We start from the raw sequence: 22,082 nt of genomic DNA, 5'->3' as shown, positions 1-22,082 counted from the left end.
GGAAACATCAGCGGCAGTTTGCCTTTTCACTTTCAAATTCCCGGCATGTTTGCCACGGCGGCAAAAACAGCCCGCGCCGCCGGCACACACCGGCATCCGCCCGCACCGATGCGTAGGCGGAGCTGAGCACGTTCAGCGCGGGAAAAGTTTTCTCAATCCATTCCGGATCATTGCAGAAATACCGGCAGTCGGCACATTTTCTCATTTCCCCAACCCCCGCGTACATAATTTGCGCTCAAACGCGTCGCCCGGATTGTTCACCGCCCGGCCCGTCCCGGACCATTCCGCACATTGCTTTTGCTCAGGCGGCAAACCGGGGGGCGGCTCCCGCCCCCCGGCGAAACAGGCTTACCTGCCGAGCTTGGACCAGAAACTCTGGAACGCCAGGGTGGACAGCAAAAACCCGAGCAGGACATTGACCGCCACTCCGATCGTAAAGGCGCCGAACGGTTTCCAGCCGGTGGACTTGAGCTCCTTGAAGCGGGTGGTCAAACCGATGCTGAGAAAACAAAAGATAAAGGCCCATGTGCGCAGTGAGGTAATCGGCGCAATCAGGTTCGGCTGAACCACCTTTTTGAACTCGGCCGCTGGGAAACCGGCGGTAATGGCGCTCATAAAAATGGAAGCGATGAAAAACCCGATCACGAATTTCGGGAAACGCCACCAGATCTCCATCGCACTCGGTTTGACGCCACACTCTTCCTTTTCCCACTTGAGGCAGGCAATCAAGGCGAAGATGAAAGACCAGATGCCGATCCACATATCCCGGCCGATCACTTTCATCAATGTAAAGGCCTGAATGGCCCCGTTTTCGTTGCCGGCCATGTGCCCGTAAGAAGTAGCTGCGGCAAAACCGGCCGCGTCGGCAAATTCGGATGTACCGATCCAGGCCCCGGCCACCCCGGCGGGCAGGTGAAGCGCCCGGGACACAAACGGCAGGGCCAGGATCATCACCAGTGCCCAAACCACCACCAGAGTCACTGAAGCATACAGGTGTTCCTTCTTCGCCCCCACCGCACTGGCGGCTGCCATGGAAGCGGAAACGCCGCAAACCGACCCGCCCATGCCCAGTACGGCGGCAAACCTGCGATCCAGGCCGAAAAAGCGGGTGGCCACATACATGATGGTCAGACAGGTACACACGGAAACGATGGTGGCCTGCAGCAGCGCCACCGGGCCGGCGGAAGCGACCAGATTGATCGGAAATGTCGCACCAAGAAGTACAATACCGGTTTTGATATAATACTCCACCCGGAAACCTTCGGAAAGCCACCTGGGCAGCGGCACCACGTTGGCGATGATCAGACCGATGATCAAGGCCACCAGAGGCGGTTCCAGGTTGAATTTTTGTGCATTCACCCATCCGCCGATGGCAAACATTATAATGGAAAGAATGTAGAGCAAAATAAACGACGGAATGAATTTGGACGGTTTGATGCCCATAATCGCCGTAGAAATACCGAAAACAACCAGCCAGAAGATTAATTGCATAATATAAAGGTTCAAATTTGTACTGAAGTGTGCGGCCAACTGGCCGAAAGTAGACCATTTGAGGCCGCCCGGATTGATGGCCAGCGACTTGACAAAATTACTCCCGTTGAAAAAGGCGATTAACGAAATTATAACAATAAGAATGCCCAGGTAAATTGCCCACCAGTCTTCTTTCAGGTACAGTTCCTTCCAGCCCATGGATGCCGGCTTTTGTGCCGGTGCGGGTGAAAAACCGCCCTGGCCCTTGGGATCGGGCAGGTTTATTTCTCCCTGCATCTTTACCCCTCCTTGCGATTTCAAGCCATGACAATACCAACCGGTCCGGGGCGAAACCCCGGTTTGCCTGCCGCACCCTTTCCATCGATCACCCCCTTTATGACAAGTATTATACCTGCAATTGTTAAATCAATATTGTCGTCCGGACGACAATATGAGCAAAAAAGTTCACATTCCGGGCAAAAAATGCACACTGGTCCGAAAACTCCCAAGTGAGCAGATAACTGCTCACTTGGGGCAAAAGGACTTTTGATTGAGAAAAATAATGCACACCATTAGTTGTTATTATTATTCGGCGAATCAAAATAAATTCCTTCATTGCAGGCGTATTTATTCCATGCATAAAATAAAAAGACAGGTTTAAACCTGCCTTTTAACACCGGATTATGGCTGTAGAAACCGGTATGTGCATCAACCCCGGACCGGCTAAACTTTCCGGCGGACCGGCCGCGCCTTACCTCCCCCGCGCCCGCTCCCGCAAATAGGCGGCGATAAATTCGTCGATGGCGCCGTCCATGACGGCGTTGACATTGCCCACCTCCACCCCGGTGCGGTGATCCTTGACCAGGCTGTAGGGATGAAAGACATAGGAGCGGATTTGGCTGCCCCAGGCGATTTCACTCTGCTCCCCGCGCAGGGCGGACAGCTCGGCTTCCTTTTTCTTCATTTCTAGATCGAGCAGCTTTGCCTTCAACAATTTCATAGCGGTATTACGGTTGGAAATCTGGGAGCGCTCGCTCTGGCACTGCACTACAATACCCGTGGGCAGATGGGTGATGCGCACGGCGGAATCGGTCTTGTTCACGTGCTGGCCGCCGGCGCCGCCGGAACGGAAGGTGTCTATCTTCAGATCCTCCGGCTCGATAGCCACTTCCACATCCTCCTGCACCTCGGGCAGCACATCCACCGAGGCGAAGGAAGTGTGCCGGCGCCCGGCCGCATCAAAAGGGGAGATGCGTACCAGCCGGTGCACGCCCTTCTCCGCCCGCAAATAGCCGTAGGCGTTGGGGCCGGCCACCATCAAAGTGGCGCTTTTGATCCCGGCTTCATCACCGGGCAGCACGTCCACCAGGTTGACCCGGTAGCCCTTTTCCTCGGCCCAGCGGGTGTACATGCGCAGCAGCATCTGCACCCAGTCCTGGGCTTCCGTGCCCCCGGCGCCGGCGTGCAGGGAAATGATCGCATTGCCCCGGTCGTAAGGACCGCTCAAGAGCACTTCCAGTTCCATTCCGGCCACCCGGCGCTCCAGTTCCTTCAGCTCGCCAGCCACCTCCCGGACCACCGCCTCGTCCGCTTCCTCCTCGCCCAGCACCAGCAGCACGGACAGTTCTTCATGACCCACGGCCAGCGTCCGGTAGGCGGCCACCCGGTCTTTCAAACCGGTAAGCGACTGGGTCACCTGCTGCGCCTTCTCCTGGTCGTCCCAAAAGCCCGGGGCGAGCATGGAATCCTCCAGCCGCTTTATTTCTTCCTCTTTTTTAGCGATGTCAAAGAGAAACCCTCAAATCTTCAATGCGTTTGCCCAGTCCTTCCAGTTCCCGGGCCAGTTCGGCGTACATTGCATTCACCCTTTCTTCAGTTTAAAAACAGTCGACTTAAAGGTGGTGACCGTACCGGAGGAGCGACTTGCGCAGGTCCGGAAACGAAACACGGCGCAGCTGAGGTAAGCGAACCGGCAGCGCGAATCGCGCGCCGGACAATGTTCTTTAAGTCCCCGGCCTCCGGTTGGAAAACAGGTAGTATTTAGAGTAGAAAAAAATCGCGCGCATTATGGAGCGCTGCCTGGTTCGCTCCGTAGCCAGCCGCTGTTTCGTCGGACCGGAGCATTGGAGCGACGAGGTACGGCCACCACCTTTGGGATATAAGTTTTTTTAGCTGGCCTGCGCCCGGCCGCAGCATTTTTTGTATTTCTTGCCGCTGCCGCAGGGGCAGGGATCGTTGCGCCCCACCTTTTGCTCCCGGCGCACCGGCTGCTGCGGACCATCGTCATCGCCGCGGTTTTCCACCACCTGGCGCTGCCGGGGCTGGGGCGCCTGCACGATATTCACCCGGTAAATATAGCGCACCACATCCTCCTGGATGGCGGCAATCATATTCTGGAACATCTCGTAGCCTTCGAACTTGTACTCGATGAGCGGGTCCTTCTGGCCGTAAGCACGCAGTCCGATGCCCTCACGCAGCTGATCCATGGCGTCCAGGTGATCCATCCATTTTTCGTCCACCATGCGCAGCAGGACGACGCGTTCCAGCTCCCGCATCATCTCTTCGCCCAACTCCGCCTCGCGCTCCGCGTAAGCGGCCAGCGCCCTTTCCGTCAGCTCATCCTTGATGCCCTGACGCCCGGCGTCAGCGAACTCATCCGCCGCCAGCTCATGCCCGGGCAGGAAGAGTTCCGCCGCCTGCTGCAGCAGGCCGGCCAGATCCCACTCCTCCTGATGCACGCCTTCGGGACAGTAGGCATCCACCGTCCGGCCCACCACATCCCGGATCATTTGCTGGACGACCTCCTGCAGGCTTTCCCCCATCAACACCTGGCGCCGCTGCTGGTATATAATTTCCCGCTGCTGGTTCATCACATCGTCATACTCCAGAACATGCTTGCGGATGTCGAAGTTGCGGTTTTCCACCCGTTTTTGCGCCGTCTCGATCGAGCGGGTGATCAGGTTGTGCTCAATCGGCATGTCTTCTTCAATGCCCAGCCGGTCCATGATGCCGGCTATATTTTCCGAGCCGAACAGGCGCATCAGGTCGTCCTCCAGGGAACTGAAGAACTGGCTGGAACCCGGGTCGCCCTGCCGGCCGGAACGGCCGCGCAGCTGGTTGTCGATGCGCCGGCTTTCATGGCGCTCGGTGCCCAGAATGTGCAGGCCGCCCAGAGAGACCACCTTTTCATGCTCCGCCGCGGTCAGCTGCTTAAACTTTTCCAGTGTTTCCGCATACAACCGCCGCACTTCCGGATCATCCGCCGCCGGATCGTAACCCTGTCGGCGCAGTTCGGACTGGGTCATGAATTCCGGGTTGCCGCCCAACAGGATGTCCGTGCCGCGGCCGGCCATGTTGGTGGCGATGGTCACCGACCCCAGACGTCCGGCCTGGGCGACCACCTCGGCCTCCTTGTCGTGGTACTTGGCATTCAGCACCTGGTGGGGAACACCCCGCTTTTTAAGCATCTGGCTCAAGACTTCCGACTTTTCGATCGAGATGGTGCCCACCAGCACCGGCTGCCCGGTCGCATGGCGGCGGGCGATTTCATCCACCACCGCCCGGAACTTGGCGTCCTCCGTCTTGTAGACCACATCGGGCAAATCCTTGCGGATCATCGGCATGTGGGTGGGGACGACCACCACGTCCAGCTTGTAAATTTTGCGCAGTTCCTCTTCTTCGGTGGCTGCCGTGCCCGTCATGCCGGCCAGTTTTTCAAACATGCGGAAATAGTTCTGGAAGGTGATCGTGGCCAGGGTCTGGGACTCCCGCTCGATGCGCACCCCTTCCTTGGCTTCGATGGCCTGGTGCAGCCCGTCGCTGTAACGGCGGCCGAACATCAGCCGGCCGGTGAACTCGTCCACGATGATCACCTGGCCGTCCTTGACCACATAATCCTTATCCCGCTTCATCAGGGCATGTGCCTTCAATGCCTGCTGCAAGTGGTGGGTCAGCTCCAGGTGCTGATCGTCGTAAAGGTTTTCCACCCCCAGCCATTTTTCCATCTTGGCCACGCCCTCCTCGGTGATGGCCACCGAGTGCGCCTTTTCATCCACTGTATAGTCAACGTCCTTGCCCAGACGGGGCACCAGGCGGGCAAAGTTGTAATACATGTCGGTGGCCTTGTCGGCCTGGCCGGAAATGATCAAAGGCGTGCGCGCCTCGTCGATCAGGATGCTGTCCACCTCGTCCACAATGGCGTAGTAAAGCTCCCGCTGCACCAGCTGGTCCGGGTGGATGGCCATGTTGTCCCGCAGGTAGTCGAAGCCGAATTCGTTGTTGGTGCCGTAAATAACATCGGCGCTGTACGACCGGCGCCGCTCCTCCGGCTCCAGGCCATGCACGATCAACCCCACGTCAAGCCCCAGAAACTTGTAGAGGCGGCCCATCCACTCGCTGTCCCGGCGGGCCAGGTAGTCGTTCACCGTGACCACATGCACGCCCCGCCCGGTCAGGGCGTTCAGGTATACCGGCAGGGTGGCCACCAGCGTTTTTCCTTCACCGGTTTTCATTTCCGCCACCCGCCCCTGGTGCAGCACGATGCCGCCCATCAACTGCACGTCGAAGTGACGCATGCCGAGCACCCGCCGGCCGGCTTCGCGCACCACGGCAAAGGCCTCGGGCAGCAGGTCATCCAATGTTTCCCCCTGCTCCAGGCGGCTTTTGAATTCGCCGGTTTTGGCCCGCAGGTCTTCATCGGACAGCGCCTGTACCTCCTGCTCCCGGGCGTTGATCTGCTCCACCACACGCTGCAGGCGCTTGACCTCGCGGGCGTTATCGTCAAGCCAGTTGCGCAGTATATTCAACATCTAAAATCACCTTTCAGAAATAAGAGGAACCGGGCAGGTTCCTCTTGTCAATACTCTGCTCTATATTGTAACACCGCCGGCCGGCAGTTGCAAGGGGAGTAAAACTGCAGCAGTGCCGGTGCATCAAAAACCACGGTAAACTTGCCTGTCCGTTACAGCACCGGACCTGTCCCGCGCAGGCAGAAAACCCGGCTCCAGAACCACAAACCACGTACAAGTCATATCAACAGCTCATGTGTCAGCGCCGGGATCCCGGCTAAAACCGGCGGCAAACCCGGCACCTGTCCCTCAACCGGACGGAGCCGCCCGGCACCGAAGACGGCCCCGCCATCCGGTGTTAAAATTCCGGCTCAATCAGGCCGAAATTGCCGTCCTTGCGCCGGTAGACCACATTGACCTGCTCTGTTTCCGCGTTGGAAAAAACGAAAAAGCTGTGCCCAAGCAGGTTCATCTGCATTACCGCTTCGTCCACCACCATCGGCTTGATGGCGAAACGTTTGGTACGCACCACCCGGGGCCCCTCGCCGGCGTCCCGCTCTTCCGCCGGCCGCATCTCCCCGTTTGTTGTTTTGGCGGTCCGTTTAAACAATCTCCCTTTGTACTTTTCCAGCTGTTTTTCCAGCTTATCCACGACCAGATCAATGGAAGCATACATGTCGCCCGTGGTTTCTTCCCCCCGCAGCAGCATGCCGTTGACAGGAATAGTTACCTCAACCCGGTGGGATTCCTTTTCCACCGTCATGGTGACCTGGGCGTCACCCAGATTTTCCCTGTATTTTTCCAGTTTGCCCAGGCGTTTGGCCACATACTCCTTCAAAGCATCGGTAACTTCCACATTTCTGCCCCGTACCTGTATTTTCATACGGTACACCAGCTCCTTTCTGGTCTGACGTGTTAATATTATTCCCGGAATTAAGCCAAAATCCTGCCGGGTCAGGATAAATTTGCCCGTAAAAAAACCCCGGCCGGACGACCGGGGTTTTTGCCGTACTCAGTTTATATTTTCACAACGTTGGCCGCCTGCGGCCCACGGGCGCCTTCGACGATATCGAATTCGACCATCTGCCCCTCGTTGAGGGATTTGAAGCCTTCTTCCTGAATGGCAGAGAAGTGGACGAACACGTCGCCGCCGTCCTCCCTCTCAATGAAGCCGTACCCTTTTTCAGGGTTGAACCACTTGACCTTGCCTTGCATTTAATACATTCCTCCTAGCATAAAATCCCGTGGGCAATGAACTCACGTGGGAGTATGTTAACACATCCCGCCGCTATTGTCAAGGCCTTCCACCGGTTGTGGCGGGTTCGCGAGACTGTACGTATTGCTTCAGCCTGCCCTTCCGGTCATCCGGCAACACCGCCCGGACATGTTTTTTCGACCCGCCAGCCGCTTGCCCCGCCGGTATACGGCAGTTGTTGTCATGTCGAAAAATTCCGGTAAAAAATAGGTCTGTGGATGTCCGGCCTGTGGATAATGTGGATAACTCTGTTAATAACCTGCCATTACAGGGTTTTAGGTCTGGATAACCAGCCGCCGGCTGAATTTTCTGTCGGTTTTCCCCGGCATAAATGATGCATGATGTCGAAAGCGCCCGTTTCCCACCATCGCCCCGGCGGCCCTCACCGGGCTGCCGGCGCTTTCCAAATACCGGCCGCCACCACGGCCACACACACCGCGGCTGCGCCCGCATCCAGCAGGACGCCGGCACAGGCGGACGCGGTGGCGCCCGTGGTCAGTACATCGTCGACCAGCAAAACAACCCGCTCCTGGACGGCGGACGCATCCGGGACATCAAAGGCACCGGCCAGATTGGCCTGACGCTCCCGGCGCGACAAACCGACCTGGGATGGTGTTTCCCTTGTTTTGCGCAACAGCGGCAAAACAGGTATGCCGAGCACCAACGCCGCTTCCCAGGCCAGCAACTCCGCCTGGTTGAACCCCCGCTCCCGCAGGCGCCGCGCCGACAGGGGCACCGGCACCAACAGGGGACCACCCGGCCCGCTTCCGCCGGGTATACCCGTTTCACCCTGGCCCGGCGCCCCGTTTACCATCCGGCCACCCGCCGCCCCCCGGCCGCCCCGCCCGGCACGGCCGGCCGTCAACGCCGGATCCGTCGCTTCCCCGGCGCGCAGCAGCGATTCCACCACGCCGGCCAGCAGAACGCCCAGCGGACGGGCCAGCATACGGCGGCGCCGGTATTTCAAGCGGTGCACGGCATCCCGCAACAACCCGGCATACGGTCCCACCGCCCGGCCGGCGGCAAACGGAAAGCCCCCGACCAGACAGTCGGGGCAAAAATAAGGAATGTCCGGACACACCGCTTCCCCGGCCGGGGTCACGGCCAAGTCCGGGGCGGAGTCCGCCATCATACCTGTAACGGGAGCCGCAATCGCGTCCGGGGCGGCGACCGCGGGCAATCCCGCAAAAGATGCGCCGGACGCCGGACCGGCCATGAACCGTCCGCAACCGTAACAATAGGGACGCTCCCCAAAAGCGGCGAGCATCTCCCGGCAGCGGTGACAAAATTCACCGGGCCGGCCGGCGGCCCCACACAAAGGACAGGCCCGGCGCGGCGGGAAAAGAAGGTCCAGCAAATCGGCCAGCAGTCCCCCGGCCGGGCTGACAAAATATGGCATGACAAGTTTCCCCCCGCTGCATAACTGCTTTCAAGAGCCCGTACACCCGCTTACCGGAAAGCACCTGCCGGTTTCGGGCGGCAAAACCGTTTTTCACTTGACCCGGTACCACCGGCGGCTTACAGCAAACGGATGTGCCGGTGATATTCCGCCGTTGGACGGTTAAGCGGTCCCTATTCCTTTGCCGGTGCCTTGCTCCAGTGTTTTAGGCGTCAGTGCCGGAAATTTTGCCTTTTGATTGTGTCTCCAATCCGGGAGTATCTGGCAACATTTAGTGCCCGCCCGGTTTCAGCAGGCGGGAAGCCAATACCACCCGGTCCTTGCCCTTCTCTTTGGCCCGGTACAGCGCCTGATCGGCGCGACGGACCAGGGCGGAAACATCGTCCGCATCGCCGGGACATACGGCCGCACCCAGGCTCACCCGGATCTGAAGGGACATGTCCGCAGCCACAAACTCGTGTTCACGCACCCGCCGGCGCAACACTTCGGCCATGGCGGCGACCTGCTCCAGGCCGAAACCGGGCAGCAACACGGCAAACTCCTCCCCGCCATAACGTGCCACAATTCCGGAACCACCCACCGCATCACGCAGCAGTCCGGCCAATTCGGCCAATACCGCATCCCCGGCCTGGTGGCCGAATCGATCGTTGACCGATTTGAATGAATCAATATCCAGCATGATCAGCGCCAGGGGAAGCTGTTCGTTTTGTGTCCGCCGGTACTCTTCCGCCGCCCGCCGGAAAAAATAACGGTGATTGAAAATGCCCGTCAGACCATCGGTATTGGCGCTTTCCTCCAGGCGGCGCATGAGCAGGGCGTTGGCCATGGATACGGCGGCCTGGCCGGCGATGATGGACAGCATCTGCAGATGGTTGTCGTCAAAAGCCAGCCGGCGCTTGTCACCGAGCACAAATACCCCCACTGTTCCGGCATCGGCCAGCAGGGGGATAATTAGCAGTGAACGGTAAACCTGAAACAGCCCCGGCTGATCTTTCACCCGCGGATCCTCCCGGGCATCGTAAATTATCTCCGCCTGACCGTTGTCCATCACCCAACCCAGGAATCCCTCGCCCCGGGCCAGGGAACTGCCCGCCAGTTCAGGCGCCCGGCTCCCGGCGGTGGCGGCGGCCGCAAAACGCTGCCTGTCCTCGTCCCACAAATAAATCACCCCGCTGTGACAGGGCGCCACCCGGCGGGATTCTTGCAGCACCAGATCCGCAATCTCTTTTACATCCAGGCGTTCACCCAGGCGCCTGGCCACCTGGTAAAGGGCGGTCAATTCGCGGTTGGCCAGTTCCTGATGTACATACAGGCGCAATATGAACTGCGCCACCAGCACGGGAATAAAAAACAGCGCCACCCCGCCGGCGCCCATCCGGGTAAAAAGCAGCCCCGTCAGCACTCCCAGCGGGGCGCTGAAAACATAGGTGAGGGCATCCCAGCGCAGGGCGTCCCCCCAGGCCAGCAGGGAACTCCTGACGCGCCGGGGAGCAAGAAAAAAATATACCAGCAGCTGGTTGATCAGAAAATATACGGCCGTAAACAAGAGCAACGGAGCAAGCCGGTGTACGTCGAAAACAAACGGCAGGCTGCCGCCCGCCAACTGGAAGGCCAGGCTCCCGCCCTTTACTGCCAGCACATGCTGTGCCGCGTTAAACAGGGTGGCCCGCAGGGGATTGCCCCGGTTGATTATGCCCTGCCCGCACATGATGGCCAGCGCGCCGGTCCAAACGGCGGCGGCGGGGCCGAAAACCAGGTAAGTGGCCAGGACCACGGTAAAGCCGGCTGAAAGCTGTCCCTGGGGAAACGTCACCGCCAGCCACTCGGCCAGTACTCCCAGGAAGGCCAGCAAAAGCAGCTCACGCCCCTGATCCAGATCCAGCTGGCTGAACATTCGTACCATGACCCAGGCGCCCAGGGCAATAACCAGCCAGGTATAAGTAATATGTATAACGCTTCGCCCGCCCCGCAAGCCAATCACTCCAAGGGAATATCCATTAAAAAAGCCGGTGCTCCCCCTCATCCGGAAATGCCGCGGCATTTTTCAGTCCGGATGCATCCCGTCCGGACGGGCCGGCCGTTCCCGGGACGCGTTCCCCACGCCACCGGAAAGGCGGCCGCATATACCGGCAAGGCGCGCCGGATACCCCGGCATCCCGGCTTCGTGGTATATTTCGACAATAAGCGGTTATTACCTTCATCTTATTTGGATTATGGTTCCAAAGTCCCGGTTATTTTTTCCCGGCAAAAAACCGGCATGGGCAATCATGCCGGGACTAAATCCATCCCAGTTGACTGAAAACCGGCGCCCGCAACAGGCCCCGCCCCTGCAAGCCGCGGGCGTCGTAATACCACACCGGGCGCACTCCTCCGGTCCGGCCGTCCCGCGGCTCTCCCGGCAGCCGCCCGCACATGGCCGCCACGGCCGGCCGCAAACCGGCCGGCGTTTGTTCCGCCGTCAGTGCCGGCAGTGCCGCTTCCCGTCCCAGGATGCGGGCAATGGACAGGGTGGCGTCATCCCGGTGCCCGTCCACCACCACCAGTATCTCCAACCGCGGCCAGAAGGCGTTGCGCCGGGCGGCCAGGCGGCGTAAAAAACCTTCCACGGCGGAATCCTGTCCGCCCACCATGACCACCAGTTTCACCCGCGGATGCTCCCCGCCCCGGAGGCAGGCCGAATACAGCCGCAAAACCTTTACCACCGCGCAGACATACCACCCCAGCAGCAACGCCAGGAACATAACCGCCAGCATCCCCACCGCCTCCCGCCGTTATTCTTACTGCACCATATGCGGGTGACGGCCGGGAGGTGAAAACGGGGGCGGCGGTTAATAACGGTTGTGCCGGCAACTTCCGGCAAAAGATTCCGGGCCGCTGCACCACCGGCGGAAACCGGTCCGGCCGCCTGCTTTGCCCCGGGCGTTGAAATGCCCGGGGCTGAAACAGGCGGCCGGCTCACAACAAGCTCCACTTTTATGCTAACACTGCGCGTCTTTTAACAACAATTCAGCCTTGTCCGTGCGCTCCCAGGGCAAATCGATATCCGTCCGGCCGAAATGACCGTAGTTGGCTGTACGCCGGTAAATGGGCCGGCGCAGGTCCAGCGTCTTGATGATCCCGGCCGGACGCAGGTCGAAATGACGGCGGATCAGCTGCACCAGCATTTCCTCACTGATCCGGCCGGTGCCGAAGGTTTCCACCGAAATGGACACCGGCCGGGCCACGCCAATCGCGTAGGCCACCTGCACTTCGCATTTGTCGGCCAGCCCGGCGGCCACGATGTTTTTGGCCACGTAACGGGCGGCGTAGGCACCGGAACGGTCCACCTTGGTCGGATCCTTGCCGGAAAGGGCTCCCCCGCCGTGCCGGGCCATGCCGCCATAAGTATCCACAATGATCTTGCGTCCGGTGAGGCCGGTATCCCCCTGGGGTCCACCCACCACAAAGCGCCCGGTGGGATTGACAAAATAGCGCGTGGCGGAGTCAAGCAATTCCGGCGGTACCACCGCCCGGATCACCTTTTGAATAACATCCTCCCGGACGGCGTCCATTTCCACCCGGGGATGGTGCTGGGTGGATACCACCACCGTGTCCACGCGTACGGGCCGTTCGTTTTCGTATTCCACCGTCACCTGCACCTTGCCGTCCGGGCGCAGATACGGAATCTCCCTGGTTTTGCGCACCACGGCCAGACGCCGGGCCAGGCAATGGGCGAGGGAAATGGGCAGGGGCATCAGTTCTTTCGTTTCATTGGTCGCATAACCGAACATCATGCCCTGATCGCCGGCACCGATCGCCTCGATTTCCGAATCGGTCATTTCCCCGGCACGGGCTTCCAGCGCCTTGTCCACCCCCATGGCGATATCCGGTGATTGCTCGTCAATTGAGGTAATTACCGAGCAGGTATCGCAATCAAAGCCGAACTTGGCCCTGGTATAGCCGATTCCGCGCACCGTTTCCCGGGCAATTTTTGGAATATCAACATAACAACGGGTGGTAATCTCGCCGGCCACCAGAATCAGTCCGGTGGTCACCAGCGCCTCACAGGCTACCCGGGCATAGGGATCCTGCCCGATAATTTCATCCAGGATGGCATCGGAAATCTGGTCGGCCACCTTGTCCGGGTGACCTTCCGTCACCGATTCCGAAGTAAACAGGCGTCTCACTGATCAAGCCCCCTTTTTCGTGAAAAATGAAAAACTAAAAACCACCAGCCGGAAATGCAGCTATCAGCCACCGGCTCCCAAACCAGCCTTCCCCCCAACACACAAAACAACCGGACGGCCGGTTCCGTTCCGGAAACCGGCCCGGAAAACCGCCGCCTTCTCCCGGCCGCACCGGGAAACGCCGGCCCGAAGCACCTGCGGGCGCTACAAGGCGGGGCAGTGCCCGGCCCCGCCTGCAGGATATTTCCGGCTCCGTGATCATTTTTTACACCTGTCCCCAATTTGCACACATTAATTCTAGCAGATGGTCCGGATGGTGTCAAACAAAATACCCGGCCCCCCGGCCGGACGCCCTCCTGAAAGAGCGCCGGCGGAACCCGCCGGTTCCGCCGTCTCCATACCATCATGTCAACCGTGACATGCCCGGGGATATGCGCCTGCGGCCGGGCTGCACCGGCACCCTGTGCTCCGGAAATTCTTATATGCCGAGCAACTCCCGTGCCCCTTCCTGTATCCGGCGCATCTCTTCCGCGCTATTGGCCTCCACATATATGCGGAACACCGGTTCGGTGCCGGAAGCACGTACCAGCATCCAGGCGCCGTTATCCAGCACCAGCTTGATACCGTCCAGAGTCACACGCCGGACCACGGACAAACCGGCCACCCGCGCGGGATTCAATTCCCCCAGCAGGCCCAGCACACGCCGCTTTTCTTCCGCCGTGGTGCGAATGTCCAGCCGCTCGCTGTACAGCCGGCCGAAACGCGCCCACACTTCTTCCAGCAGGGCGGCCAGGCTCTTGCCGTGCTGGGCGACCATCCGGGCGGCCAGCAGGCCGGCCAGAATGCCGTCCTTTTCCGGAATATGGCCGCGTACGGACAAACCGCCGCTTTCCTCCCCGCCCAGAAGACAGTCTTTCTCCATCAAGTGCTGACCGATATACTTGAAGCCCACCGGGGTTTCAAACACTTCCTGGCCGTTGGCGGCCGCAATCCGGTCCAGCAAATGGCTGGTGGCCACGGTGCGCGCCGCCGGCCCACGCTCCCCGCGCGTGAGCAGGTGATAGTACAGCAGAGGCAGGAACTGATTGGGCGGAATATAGCCGCCGTCCCGGTCGATGATACCGAAGCGGTCCGCGTCACCATCCAGGGCCAGCCCGAGATCAGCCTCCTGTTCCCGCACCAGTTCGCGCAACTCTCCCAGGGACTTGCCTGTGGGCTCGGGCAGGCCGCCGCCGAAAAGAGGATCACGCCGGTTATGCAGCACGGTTACCCGCGCGCCGGCTTCCCCGAGCAGTTCTTCCAGATAACCAATACCGGCGCCGTACATCGGATCAATGACCACCTTCAAGCCGGAACGGGCAATTGCGCTTAAATCGACCAGGTTTCTGATGTGTGCAAAGTAATCCGGACGCGGGTCGACGACCTCTTCCGCCGCCGGCTCCATCCGTCCGGCTGCGGGCGGCGCGTTTGTCCCCGGCGCAGTGCCGGGTCCGGCCGGAGTTGCCGGCAAGGCTGATTTTTCCCCGCCCGCCTCCTCTTGAAGCCGGTGGATATTGTCTTCGATTTCTTTCGTAATATGAGGCAGCGCCGGACCGGCGTAATCGGGGATGAACTTGAAGCCGTTGTATTCCGGCGGATTGTGACTGGCGGTGAGCATCACCGCCCCGGCGGCCCGCCGTTGTTTGACGGCAAAGGCGGTCACCGGCGTGGGCGTGGCCCGGCCGGTCATATAAACCGGAATACCCAGTCCGGTAAAAACACCGGCCACTGTAGCGGCCAGCTGATCAGACAAAAAGCGGTTGTCATAACCAATCACCATTCCCCGGCCGGCCAGGCCGTGCGCCTGCACATAACCGGCCACCGCCCGGGCCACCAGGGCCACATTATCAAAGGTGAAGTCCCTGGCCAGAATACCCCGCCAGCCGTCGGTACCAAAAGAAATTTTCGCCATCGTTCTCCCTCCCGTGCAAAAGTACCTGCCCCGGTCCAATTCCAGAACCGGCCCCGACTGTGAAACAACAGACCTGAATCCCACCACCCGGCCGGATTTGACACCGGCCGGCCGCACCGGAGGCTTGAAGCTGCATTCCCTGTCACGGTGCATCCTTCCCTGTCGCCGGTCACTGGAACATTTCCACTACGGACCATATATTTCCTTCCTGAAGGCAATTTTTTTATCACAAGCATTCCGGCCGGCAGTACGGCCGGAAAAGCGCCTACTGGGGCATCTTGCCCGGCAGTTGATCGGTGATGTCGGTCACGTGGTCCATGATATCCTGCCTTTTATCCACATAAAGCCCGCCGTCACTGTCCAGACTGGCGTACATCACATCCTGCAGCGACTTGATCCCCTGCTTTTCCAGTTCCCCGTACAGCCAGTCTTCGTTGAGGCCGTTCTGCTGCAGGTTTTGCCGGATCACCACGCCGTCCACAATCAACTCCGAGGGTACGCCCTGATATTTGGTCGGCAATTGCATATCATTTGGCGTCAGGGGCTGCTTGTGACTTTTCAGCAGAACGCTCAAACCGCCGTTGGGCTCGGCGATGGCGTACTCCACATCACCGATGTTAAAAACGTTTTTCAGACGCAACTGCATCATCAAGTCGTCTATGTTGTACAGCAATTTTTTCATGTTGTCTTCCAGAATTTTGCCGTTATGTATGACCACGGTCGGTTCCCCGCCAATCAGTTTGCGCGCCGGCCGGGATTTCAAGGATACATACTCGGCCAGCACCGTGAGCAGGCCGAACAAAAGCAGGCCGAACAGGTAATAGCCGCCGCTCTCTTTCAAATCCGTAACCATAGTGGCGGCAATGGAGCCAATCACAATGGCGTTGACAAAGTCGGCCACGGTCAGTTGACCGACCTGGCTCTTGCCCACCACCCGGGTAATCACCAGCACCGCCAGAAAAGCCACCAGGCCACGGAGCAAAATCTCCAGGAATGGATTCATATTCCCCGCCCCCCGTCAGTATTTTGTACAAGGGTTAGTTTACCGGCTGGAAAAGGGAAATATGCGCCGCCACAGGCGGGCAAGGCGTTTATTTATTCCATAAAGTGGCAATAATATGTTCAAACGCGGAAATTTATTGGATGGAAGGGAGTTATATGAATAAAAAGAAGGAACTAATCAACCAATTGGATAAGCGTAAAAAGATGTTCACCGGCTACCTGCAGCAGATTAAAAAAATACAGGCCCAAAAGAAAACGGCCGCGCCAGGCCGGTGAAAAAAGGGCGGCTGTCCCGGAAGCAATGGGGACAGCCGCCTTTTTTCGCCCCGGTTTCAAACTTTCCTGGTGCGCCGCACCCGGGCTGCCGGAACCGGGTTTTACAGCACGCCGGGCGCCCCGGTCAATTGTGGGCCGCCGGGCGGCACCCGCAGAGCCCGGACCGCCGTCCGGGGCGATCCAAACCGGGGCGCCGGTATGGCCGGGGCGCAGTCCGATCACAACCGCTTCCGGCAGCAGGCCACCGTACGGGCCAGTCCGTCGCGCAAACCGGTGTCCGCCCGCCAGCCCAGCGCCTCCTGCGCGGCAGTGCAGTCCAGATAGCTGTCCCGGATGTCACCGGGACGGGGCGGACAATATTCAGCGGACAAAGAAACCCCCGTCAACTCCTGCAGCAGGGCGAGCAACCGGTTCACCGTCACGGCCCGCCCGGTGCCCACGTTGAGCACCCGGCCATCCCCTTTGTCCAGCGCCGCCAGATTGGCCGCGGCTACATCGCCGGCGTAGACGAAATCGCGGGTTTGTTCGCCGTCGCCGAAAATACGCGGCGGCTCCCCGCGCAGCAGCCGGTCCGTAAAGATGGCCACCACACCGCCTTCCCCGGTGGCGTCCTGGCGCGGTCCGTAGACATTGGCATAGCGCAGGACGGTAAACTCCAGACCGTACAGCGCCCGGTAGGCGGCCAGGTAATGTTCCGCCGTATGCTTGGAAATGCCATAGCCGGACAGGGGATTGAGCGGGTGTTTTTCGTCTACCGGCAGATAAACCGGATCGCCGTAAACAGCCGCTGAAGAAGCATAGACCACCTTGCGCACGCCGGCCGTCCGGCAGGCTTCCAGCAGGTTGATGGCGCCGCCGGTATTGACGGCCGCATCCAGCGCCGGATCAGCCACTGAAATCTGAACATCCACCTGGGCGGCGTGGTGTAAAACCACCTCCGGGCGCACCCGGTCCAGTGTTTCCCGGACAAAGCCGGCATCGCGGATATCACCGTGATACAGGGCGGCGCGGGAATCCAGATTGGCCAGACTGCCCCGGGAGAGATCGTCCAGCACGGCTACATCCGCCCCGCCGGACAGCAATTGTTCAACCAGGTGGGAACCGATAAAACCGGCGCCGCCGGTGACCAGCACTTGCATCAAAACAGAACTCCCTTCCAGTGAGCCGCACCGGGACACCCCGTCCGTGCCGGCCGGTTTCAACCCAAATCCTGTACCACTTCTTTCAGATACTCGGCAAATTCTTTGGTTAAATCAGGCCGGTCCAGGGCGAATTCGACCGTGGCCTTTAAAAAGCCCAGCTTGTCGCCCACATCGAAACGCTGCCCCTTGAAAACCAGCCCGTATACCGGTTCTTCCCGGCAGAGCACCCGCAGGGCGTCCGTGAGCTGGATTTCACCGCCTGCGCCGGGAGGCGTGTCGGCCAGTATTTCAAAGATGCGCGGGCTGATTATATAGCGCCCCATAATGGCCAGGCGGGAAGGCGCCTCGCCGGGGGCCGGTTTCTCCACCAAATCGCGCACCCGGAAAACACTTTCACGCACTATCTCGGCGTCCAGGATGCCGTATTTGGATACATCCGCCTCCGGCACCTCCTGCACAGCCAGGATGGTGCCCGGCATTTCCCCGTACAGATCAATCAACTGCTTCAAACAGGGGGTTTTGCTGCGCACAATGTCGTCGCCCAGCAGAACGGCAAACGGCTCCGGCCCGATGAACTTGCGTGCGCAGTAAACAGCGTGTCCCAGGCCGCGGGGCTCCTTCTGGCGGATATAGTGTATCTCGATCAACTCGCTGATATCCCGCACCAGTTCCAGCATGGCATGCTTGTTCTTCCGGCGCAGTTCCTCCTCCAGGGCGGGTGATTTATCGAAATGATCCTCGATGGCCCGTTTATTTCGTCCGGTGATAATCATCAGATCCTCAATGCCGGAATTTACAGCCTCCTCAACAATGTACTGGATGGTGGGTATGTCTACAATGGGCAACATTTCCTTTGGTTGCGCCTTGGTCGCGGGCAGAAAGCGTACTCCCAGCCCGGCCGCCGGTATGACTGCTTTACGGATATTCATGCCAACACCCCCGTTTATAAAATAAGCGGCCCTTAAATACAAGGACCGCTTTACAGCTTGGATAACTTTAAGCCGGCAGGGACGGTTTCCATCAACAGTGCCAAAATCATATCCGGTGGTGCTGGCGGCCAACCGGGCGCTTATGGGATATACCGCCGAATACGCCCACTTTGTTGGCAAAAGCAATGATCACTACAGCCAGTATGGCCAGCAGGGCCAGCGCCTGATCGGTGCTCACCAGGTTCAGCACCACCGCGCTGACGCCCAGCAAGGCGCTCACGCCGTAAATCACCAGTACCGTCTGGCGGTGGGACAGGCCCATGGCCATCAACTGATGATGCAGATGTTCCTTATCCGGTTGAAAAATGGGCCGGTGCTTGTGATACCGGCGCAGAATGGCAAAGGTGGTATCCAGCAGGGGGATGCCCAGAATAACCAGGGGTACCAGGACGGAAATGGCCGTCACACTTTTGGTCAGCCCCATAATCGACATGCCGGCCAGCGCAAAACCGAGCAGCATGGAACCGGAATCACCAAGAAAAATGCGCGCCGGATGAAAATTGTAGCGCAAGAAACCAAGCACGGCCGCGGCCAGCGTCAGCGCGAGCAGGACCACTTCCTGCTGCCCGGTGGCGCCGGCCCTCCATTGGGTCCAGCCCACAGTGGCCATGGTCAGGGCGGCAATGCAGGAAACCCCGCCCGCCAGTCCATCCAGTCCGTCAATCAGATTGACAGCGTTGGTTACCGCCACCAGCCAGAACACGGTCACCGGAACGCTCATCCAGGCCAGGTCAATGATCCGGGCGTTAAACGGATTGGTGATAAAATCCACATGTAATCCGAAGGGAAACATGGCCACTGCGGCAACAACCTGCCCGGCCAGCTTGACCCGGGGTGAAATACCGCGGATGTCGTCCGCCACACCCACCAGCATAATCAGGGTCATCCCGGCCAACAGGCCATAAACCGACAGACTGTGCGGCATGGTCAGCAAAACCGCCGGAACAAAGCCCAGGTAAACGGCCAATCCCCCCAGGCGCGGCATCAATCCCTTATGTACCTTGCGCGCATTGGGCCGGTCCACTGCACCCCACACAAACGCACGCTTAATCACCAACGGAGTGACGGCAAAGGCTACCCCCCCGGCCAGCAAGATGCCGATAATTGCCTTGAGCAATTTTATCCCTCCATGGTTGACAATAAAACACAGTATCAGTTGTATTGTACCATCGTGAACTTTATTACTACAAATCATGTCAGATGGCGCCGTAAGTCGAATAAAGCCACCCGGGGGAGTATGGACGAGCTTTTTAACGGTTTTGGTTAAACTGCTTTTTTTTATCAATCAACTGTCCGGCAACTGTCCGGCAACACGAAACAGTTCCGCTCCCGGGCCGGCGGGCGCACCGTCTTGTTTCCGACTCACTGTTCAACGGCAAACATCAATTCCGCTTCCGCTACCGGCCGGCCGTCCACCAGTGCCCGCGCCCCGGCTTTGCCCACCGGACCGCGCAGTTTTAAAATCTCCACCTCCAGGCGCAGCTGATCACCCGGAACCACCGGCCGGCGGAAACGGGCCCGGTCAATGCCGGCGAAAAGGGCAATTTTGCCCGCATACTCCGGCATTTGCAAGAGCGCCACCGCCCCCACCTGGGCCATGGCTTCAATAATCAGTACTCCGGGCATGACAGCACGGCCGGGGAAATGACCCTGGAAGAACTGCTCGTTGCCGGTTACATTTTTTATACCCACCGCCCGCTTGCCCGCTTCCAGTTCCAAAATCCTGTCCACCAGCAGGAAAGGGTAGCGATGGGGAAGAATACTTTGTATGGACTGGATATCCAGCACTTTGTCCAACTCCTTTCAACCAAAACCCTGTGCGGCGGTTCGGCCGCTGATTGCTTGCGGATGCATTTTAAGGTATGCTTGCCGTATGCGGCACAAAATAAACTGTAAACAACCCGTCCGTTGTTTATTCTCCCTCAACCGGAAAAGCTCCTGCCGGGTAGCATTATAAAAACAAGCCTTAAACGGCGGCCGGCCGCCGCTGGGATTGCCGCACACCCCGGCGGACGGAACATTGCAACGGCTGGAAACTTTCCGGACGGGCGGGGCAAGGCATGGAACATCCGCGGCGGAAAAACAACGCTGTGTAAAACCGGGTGATGACTGTGAGCAAAGGGATGTGTTCCGTTTTAACCAAAAAACAGGCCGTGCTGCTGGTTCCACCGGCATTGCTCATTATCCTGCTGTTTGCCCTGTTTGGCTGCGCGGCGGCCGGCAATGCGCAAAAAAGCGCATCTTATGACATCGTGATTTACGGCGGCGGTTTCACCGGCTGCGCGGCCGCCCGCAGCGCGGCCATCAACGCCCCGGACAGGAGCATCCTGCTGGTCGTGCCGGATCCGGAGCCGGTGCTGGGCGGCATCGGCACCTCCGGCGGACAGAACTATTTCGATACCTGGCGCTGGCACGGACAACTGGTGGCCGGCGGTTCCTTCGCCCACTGGTATAACCAGACCGGACAATTTTACAATACCGGCGCCATGGCTTCCCTGCTGCGGGCGGAGTTGGCCGAATATAAAAATATTCACATCCTGTGGACGCATGACATTGAAAAAGTGTCAACGGACGGAGCGCCGGCGCGCATCACCGGTCTTGAACTGCGCGACGTTTTCCGGGACGGCGCGGGCGTGATCCGCTGGGGTAACGATGAGCGCCGGGTCACCGGCCGCGTCTTCGTAGACGCTTCGGAAGACGGCCGTCTGACGCGCCTGGCCGGCGTGCCCGTCACCACCGGCCGCGCGGACTGGCCGGCGCAGTACCTGGACCCGGCGGAAAGAAACGGCGGCGATACAAAGCGCGCGCCCGCCCCGCCGGCGGAAACGGCCCGTCAGCAGGCGGCCACACTGCAGTTTAAAATCACCGGGGTCACCGTACCCGCCGGCTCCGCCCGCGTCGGCGATATTTACTTCACCCGCAGCAGGCACGGCGTCTGGGGGGTGGACGGCGGCAGCCTCACCTTCCGTGACAATCCGGTGGTCCGTGCGTTCAACGATCATTACGCCCCGCTGGGGTTCGCGCTCAAGCCATTCAATGCCGCCCAGGACGGGCCGGACAGCCGGGAGTGGTGGGTCAACGCCCTGCTGGTCTTCAACGTGGACGGCCGCGCCGATCAGCGTGACCGGGGCACACCCGCCTGGCCGGCGGTGCGCCCGGACGGCCTGGATACCGATACGGCCTGGGTAAAGGCGCGGGATATTCTGGACAAGCCGGAATTCATACAGGCCCTGCGCCAATTCTCGGTGGTCGATCCGCGCACCGGCCGGCGCTACGGATTGGAAAACGCCGCGCTGGTCAAAGACGGCCAGGGCAAACCGGTGGTCGGCGACCTGCTTTACCTGCGGGAAACCGTCCACCTGCCCCTGAACCCGGCACATAACGGCAACGGTACGGAAAACAGCAATTATGCACTCACACCGGCGGCCTGCCAGGGCGCGGGCGGGAAAATGACCGTCGCCGGTCCCGGCGGCCGGGCCGCAAGCGGGCAGGCCTCCCCGCCCGGAACCGACGCCGCCAACTACGCCACCCGCATCGGGCTGGGTTTTTATGCCATGGACATCAACGCCTATTCCCACCGCGATCTGAAGAGGCAGGGGGTTTATGGCTGGCCGGTCACCGGCCGCGACCGCCCCGACTGGCGGG

17 protein-coding genes are annotated in these 22,082 nt (G+C 59.8%); 1 reads left to right on the top strand and 16 read right to left on the bottom strand.

Features of this window, described 5'->3' with window-relative positions; translation table 11 throughout:
* Positions 1-7: 7 nt before the first annotated feature.
* The 16 genes from A6M21_RS14595 to fabZ all read right to left on the bottom strand — a co-directional run bounded on the left by A6M21_RS14595 (position 8) and on the right by fabZ (position 20,225).
* Positions 8-205, bottom strand: coding sequence for a hypothetical protein (locus tag A6M21_RS14595; protein ID WP_151191964.1), 198 nt, complete (start codon positions 203-205; stop codon positions 8-10).
* 143 nt (positions 206-348) lie between these two features.
* On the bottom strand, positions 349-1,767 hold the full coding sequence (locus A6M21_RS14590) for a YeiH family protein (protein ID WP_201721907.1): 1,419 nt from the start codon (positions 1,765-1,767) through the stop codon (positions 349-351).
* 454 nt (positions 1,768-2,221) lie between these two features.
* Positions 2,222-3,326 (bottom strand): peptide chain release factor 2 gene (gene prfB / locus A6M21_RS14585; protein WP_151191963.1). Its coding sequence is split into 2 segments (ribosomal slippage): positions 2,222-3,256 and positions 3,258-3,326, totalling 1,104 coding nucleotides; the frame shifts between segments, so codons are not numbered across the junction.
* A gap of 312 nt (positions 3,327-3,638) precedes the next feature.
* Positions 3,639-6,278 carry a preprotein translocase subunit SecA gene (secA, locus tag A6M21_RS14575; RefSeq protein ID WP_066670220.1) on the bottom strand — a complete coding sequence of 880 codons (2,640 nt, stop codon included), beginning with the start codon at positions 6,276-6,278 and terminating at the stop codon, positions 3,639-3,641.
* 337 nt (positions 6,279-6,615) lie between these two features.
* Positions 6,616-7,140, bottom strand: coding sequence for a ribosome hibernation-promoting factor, HPF/YfiA family (hpf, locus tag A6M21_RS14570; protein ID WP_066670218.1), 525 nt, complete (start codon positions 7,138-7,140; stop codon positions 6,616-6,618).
* Positions 7,141-7,274: 134 nt separating this feature from the next.
* Entirely contained in the window at positions 7,275-7,472 is a 198-nt protein-coding gene (locus tag A6M21_RS14565; protein WP_066670216.1) for a cold shock domain-containing protein, read from the bottom strand.
* A 422-nt stretch (positions 7,473-7,894) separates the two neighbouring features.
* Positions 7,895-8,911 carry a ComFC family protein gene (locus tag A6M21_RS18490; RefSeq protein ID WP_066670213.1) on the bottom strand — a complete coding sequence of 339 codons (1,017 nt, stop codon included), beginning with the start codon at positions 8,909-8,911 and terminating at the stop codon, positions 7,895-7,897.
* 271 nt (positions 8,912-9,182) lie between these two features.
* Positions 9,183-10,883 (bottom strand): GGDEF domain-containing protein, encoded by a 1,701-nt coding sequence (locus A6M21_RS14555; protein WP_066670323.1) that lies wholly within the window; start codon positions 10,881-10,883, stop codon positions 9,183-9,185.
* A gap of 304 nt (positions 10,884-11,187) precedes the next feature.
* Positions 11,188-11,664, bottom strand: a complete 477-nt coding sequence (locus A6M21_RS14545; RefSeq protein ID WP_066670209.1) for a hypothetical protein — start codon at positions 11,662-11,664, stop codon at positions 11,188-11,190.
* A gap of 225 nt (positions 11,665-11,889) precedes the next feature.
* A complete protein-coding gene (gene metK, locus A6M21_RS14540) occupies positions 11,890-13,077 on the bottom strand; it encodes a methionine adenosyltransferase (protein WP_066670206.1) in 1,188 nt (395 codons plus the stop codon).
* Positions 13,078-13,555: 478 nt separating this feature from the next.
* The gene (locus A6M21_RS14530) at positions 13,556-15,028 is read right to left on the bottom strand and encodes a phosphoglucomutase/phosphomannomutase family protein (protein WP_066670320.1); all 1,473 of its coding nucleotides are present in this window, start codon (positions 15,026-15,028) and stop codon (positions 13,556-13,558) included.
* A gap of 265 nt (positions 15,029-15,293) precedes the next feature.
* Complete coding sequence (locus A6M21_RS14525) at positions 15,294-16,031, bottom strand: DUF421 domain-containing protein (RefSeq protein WP_066670191.1); 738 nt, start codon at positions 16,029-16,031, stop codon at positions 15,294-15,296.
* A 493-nt stretch (positions 16,032-16,524) separates the two neighbouring features.
* Positions 16,525-17,445 (bottom strand): SDR family oxidoreductase, encoded by a 921-nt coding sequence (locus A6M21_RS14515; RefSeq protein WP_066670316.1) that lies wholly within the window; start codon positions 17,443-17,445, stop codon positions 16,525-16,527.
* 59 nt (positions 17,446-17,504) lie between these two features.
* Complete coding sequence (gene galU, locus A6M21_RS14510) at positions 17,505-18,377, bottom strand: UTP--glucose-1-phosphate uridylyltransferase GalU (RefSeq protein ID WP_066670314.1); 873 nt, start codon at positions 18,375-18,377, stop codon at positions 17,505-17,507.
* 106 nt (positions 18,378-18,483) lie between these two features.
* Positions 18,484-19,554: a glycosyltransferase family 4 protein gene (locus A6M21_RS14505; protein WP_066670185.1), complete on the bottom strand. Its 1,071-nt coding sequence runs from the start codon at positions 19,552-19,554 to the stop codon at positions 18,484-18,486.
* Positions 19,555-19,799: 245 nt separating this feature from the next.
* On the bottom strand, positions 19,800-20,225 hold the full coding sequence (fabZ, locus tag A6M21_RS14500) for a 3-hydroxyacyl-ACP dehydratase FabZ (RefSeq protein ID WP_066670312.1): 426 nt from the start codon (positions 20,223-20,225) through the stop codon (positions 19,800-19,802).
* Between the two features lie 323 nt (positions 20,226-20,548).
* Between fabZ and A6M21_RS14495 the strand changes: the two genes are divergently transcribed.
* Positions 20,549-22,082 (top strand): FAD-dependent oxidoreductase (locus A6M21_RS14495; protein ID WP_066670182.1); only part of this gene is annotated, 1,534 nt, incomplete at its 3' end.

It is taken from the genome of Desulfotomaculum copahuensis, assembly GCF_001655685.1.
Lineage (GTDB): Bacteria > Bacillota > Desulfotomaculia > Desulfotomaculales > Desulfovirgulaceae > Desulfotomaculum_G > Desulfotomaculum_G copahuensis.
Note: the sequence above shows the minus strand (reverse complement) of the source record. Positions and strands in the feature narration are given on the sequence as shown.

Coding starts and splice junctions, on each gene's coding strand:
- A6M21_RS14530 (WP_066670320.1), bottom strand. CDS start 15,028: ATGGCGAAAATTTCTTTTGGTACCGACGGCTGGCGGGGTATTCTGGCC.
- A6M21_RS14590 (WP_201721907.1), bottom strand. CDS start 1,767: ATGCAGGGAGAAATAAACCTGCCCGATCCCAAGGGCCAGGGCGGTTTT.
- secA (WP_066670220.1), bottom strand. CDS start 6,278: ATGTTGAATATACTGCGCAACTGGCTTGACGATAACGCCCGCGAGGTC.
- galU (WP_066670314.1), bottom strand. CDS start 18,377: ATGAATATCCGTAAAGCAGTCATACCGGCGGCCGGGCTGGGAGTACGC.
- A6M21_RS14515 (WP_066670316.1), bottom strand. CDS start 17,445: ATGCAAGTGCTGGTCACCGGCGGCGCCGGTTTTATCGGTTCCCACCTG.
- A6M21_RS14595 (WP_151191964.1), bottom strand. CDS start 205: ATGAGAAAATGTGCCGACTGCCGGTATTTCTGCAATGATCCGGAATGG.
- A6M21_RS14565 (WP_066670216.1), bottom strand. CDS start 7,472: ATGCAAGGCAAGGTCAAGTGGTTCAACCCTGAAAAAGGGTACGGCTTC.
- A6M21_RS14525 (WP_066670191.1), bottom strand. CDS start 16,031: ATGAATCCATTCCTGGAGATTTTGCTCCGTGGCCTGGTGGCTTTTCTG.
- A6M21_RS14545 (WP_066670209.1), bottom strand. CDS start 11,664: ATGCTGGCGGTTATGTTCCTGGCGTTGCTGCTGGGGTGGTATGTCTGC.
- A6M21_RS18490 (WP_066670213.1), bottom strand. CDS start 8,911: ATGCCATATTTTGTCAGCCCGGCCGGGGGACTGCTGGCCGATTTGCTG.
- hpf (WP_066670218.1), bottom strand. CDS start 7,140: ATGAAAATACAGGTACGGGGCAGAAATGTGGAAGTTACCGATGCTTTG.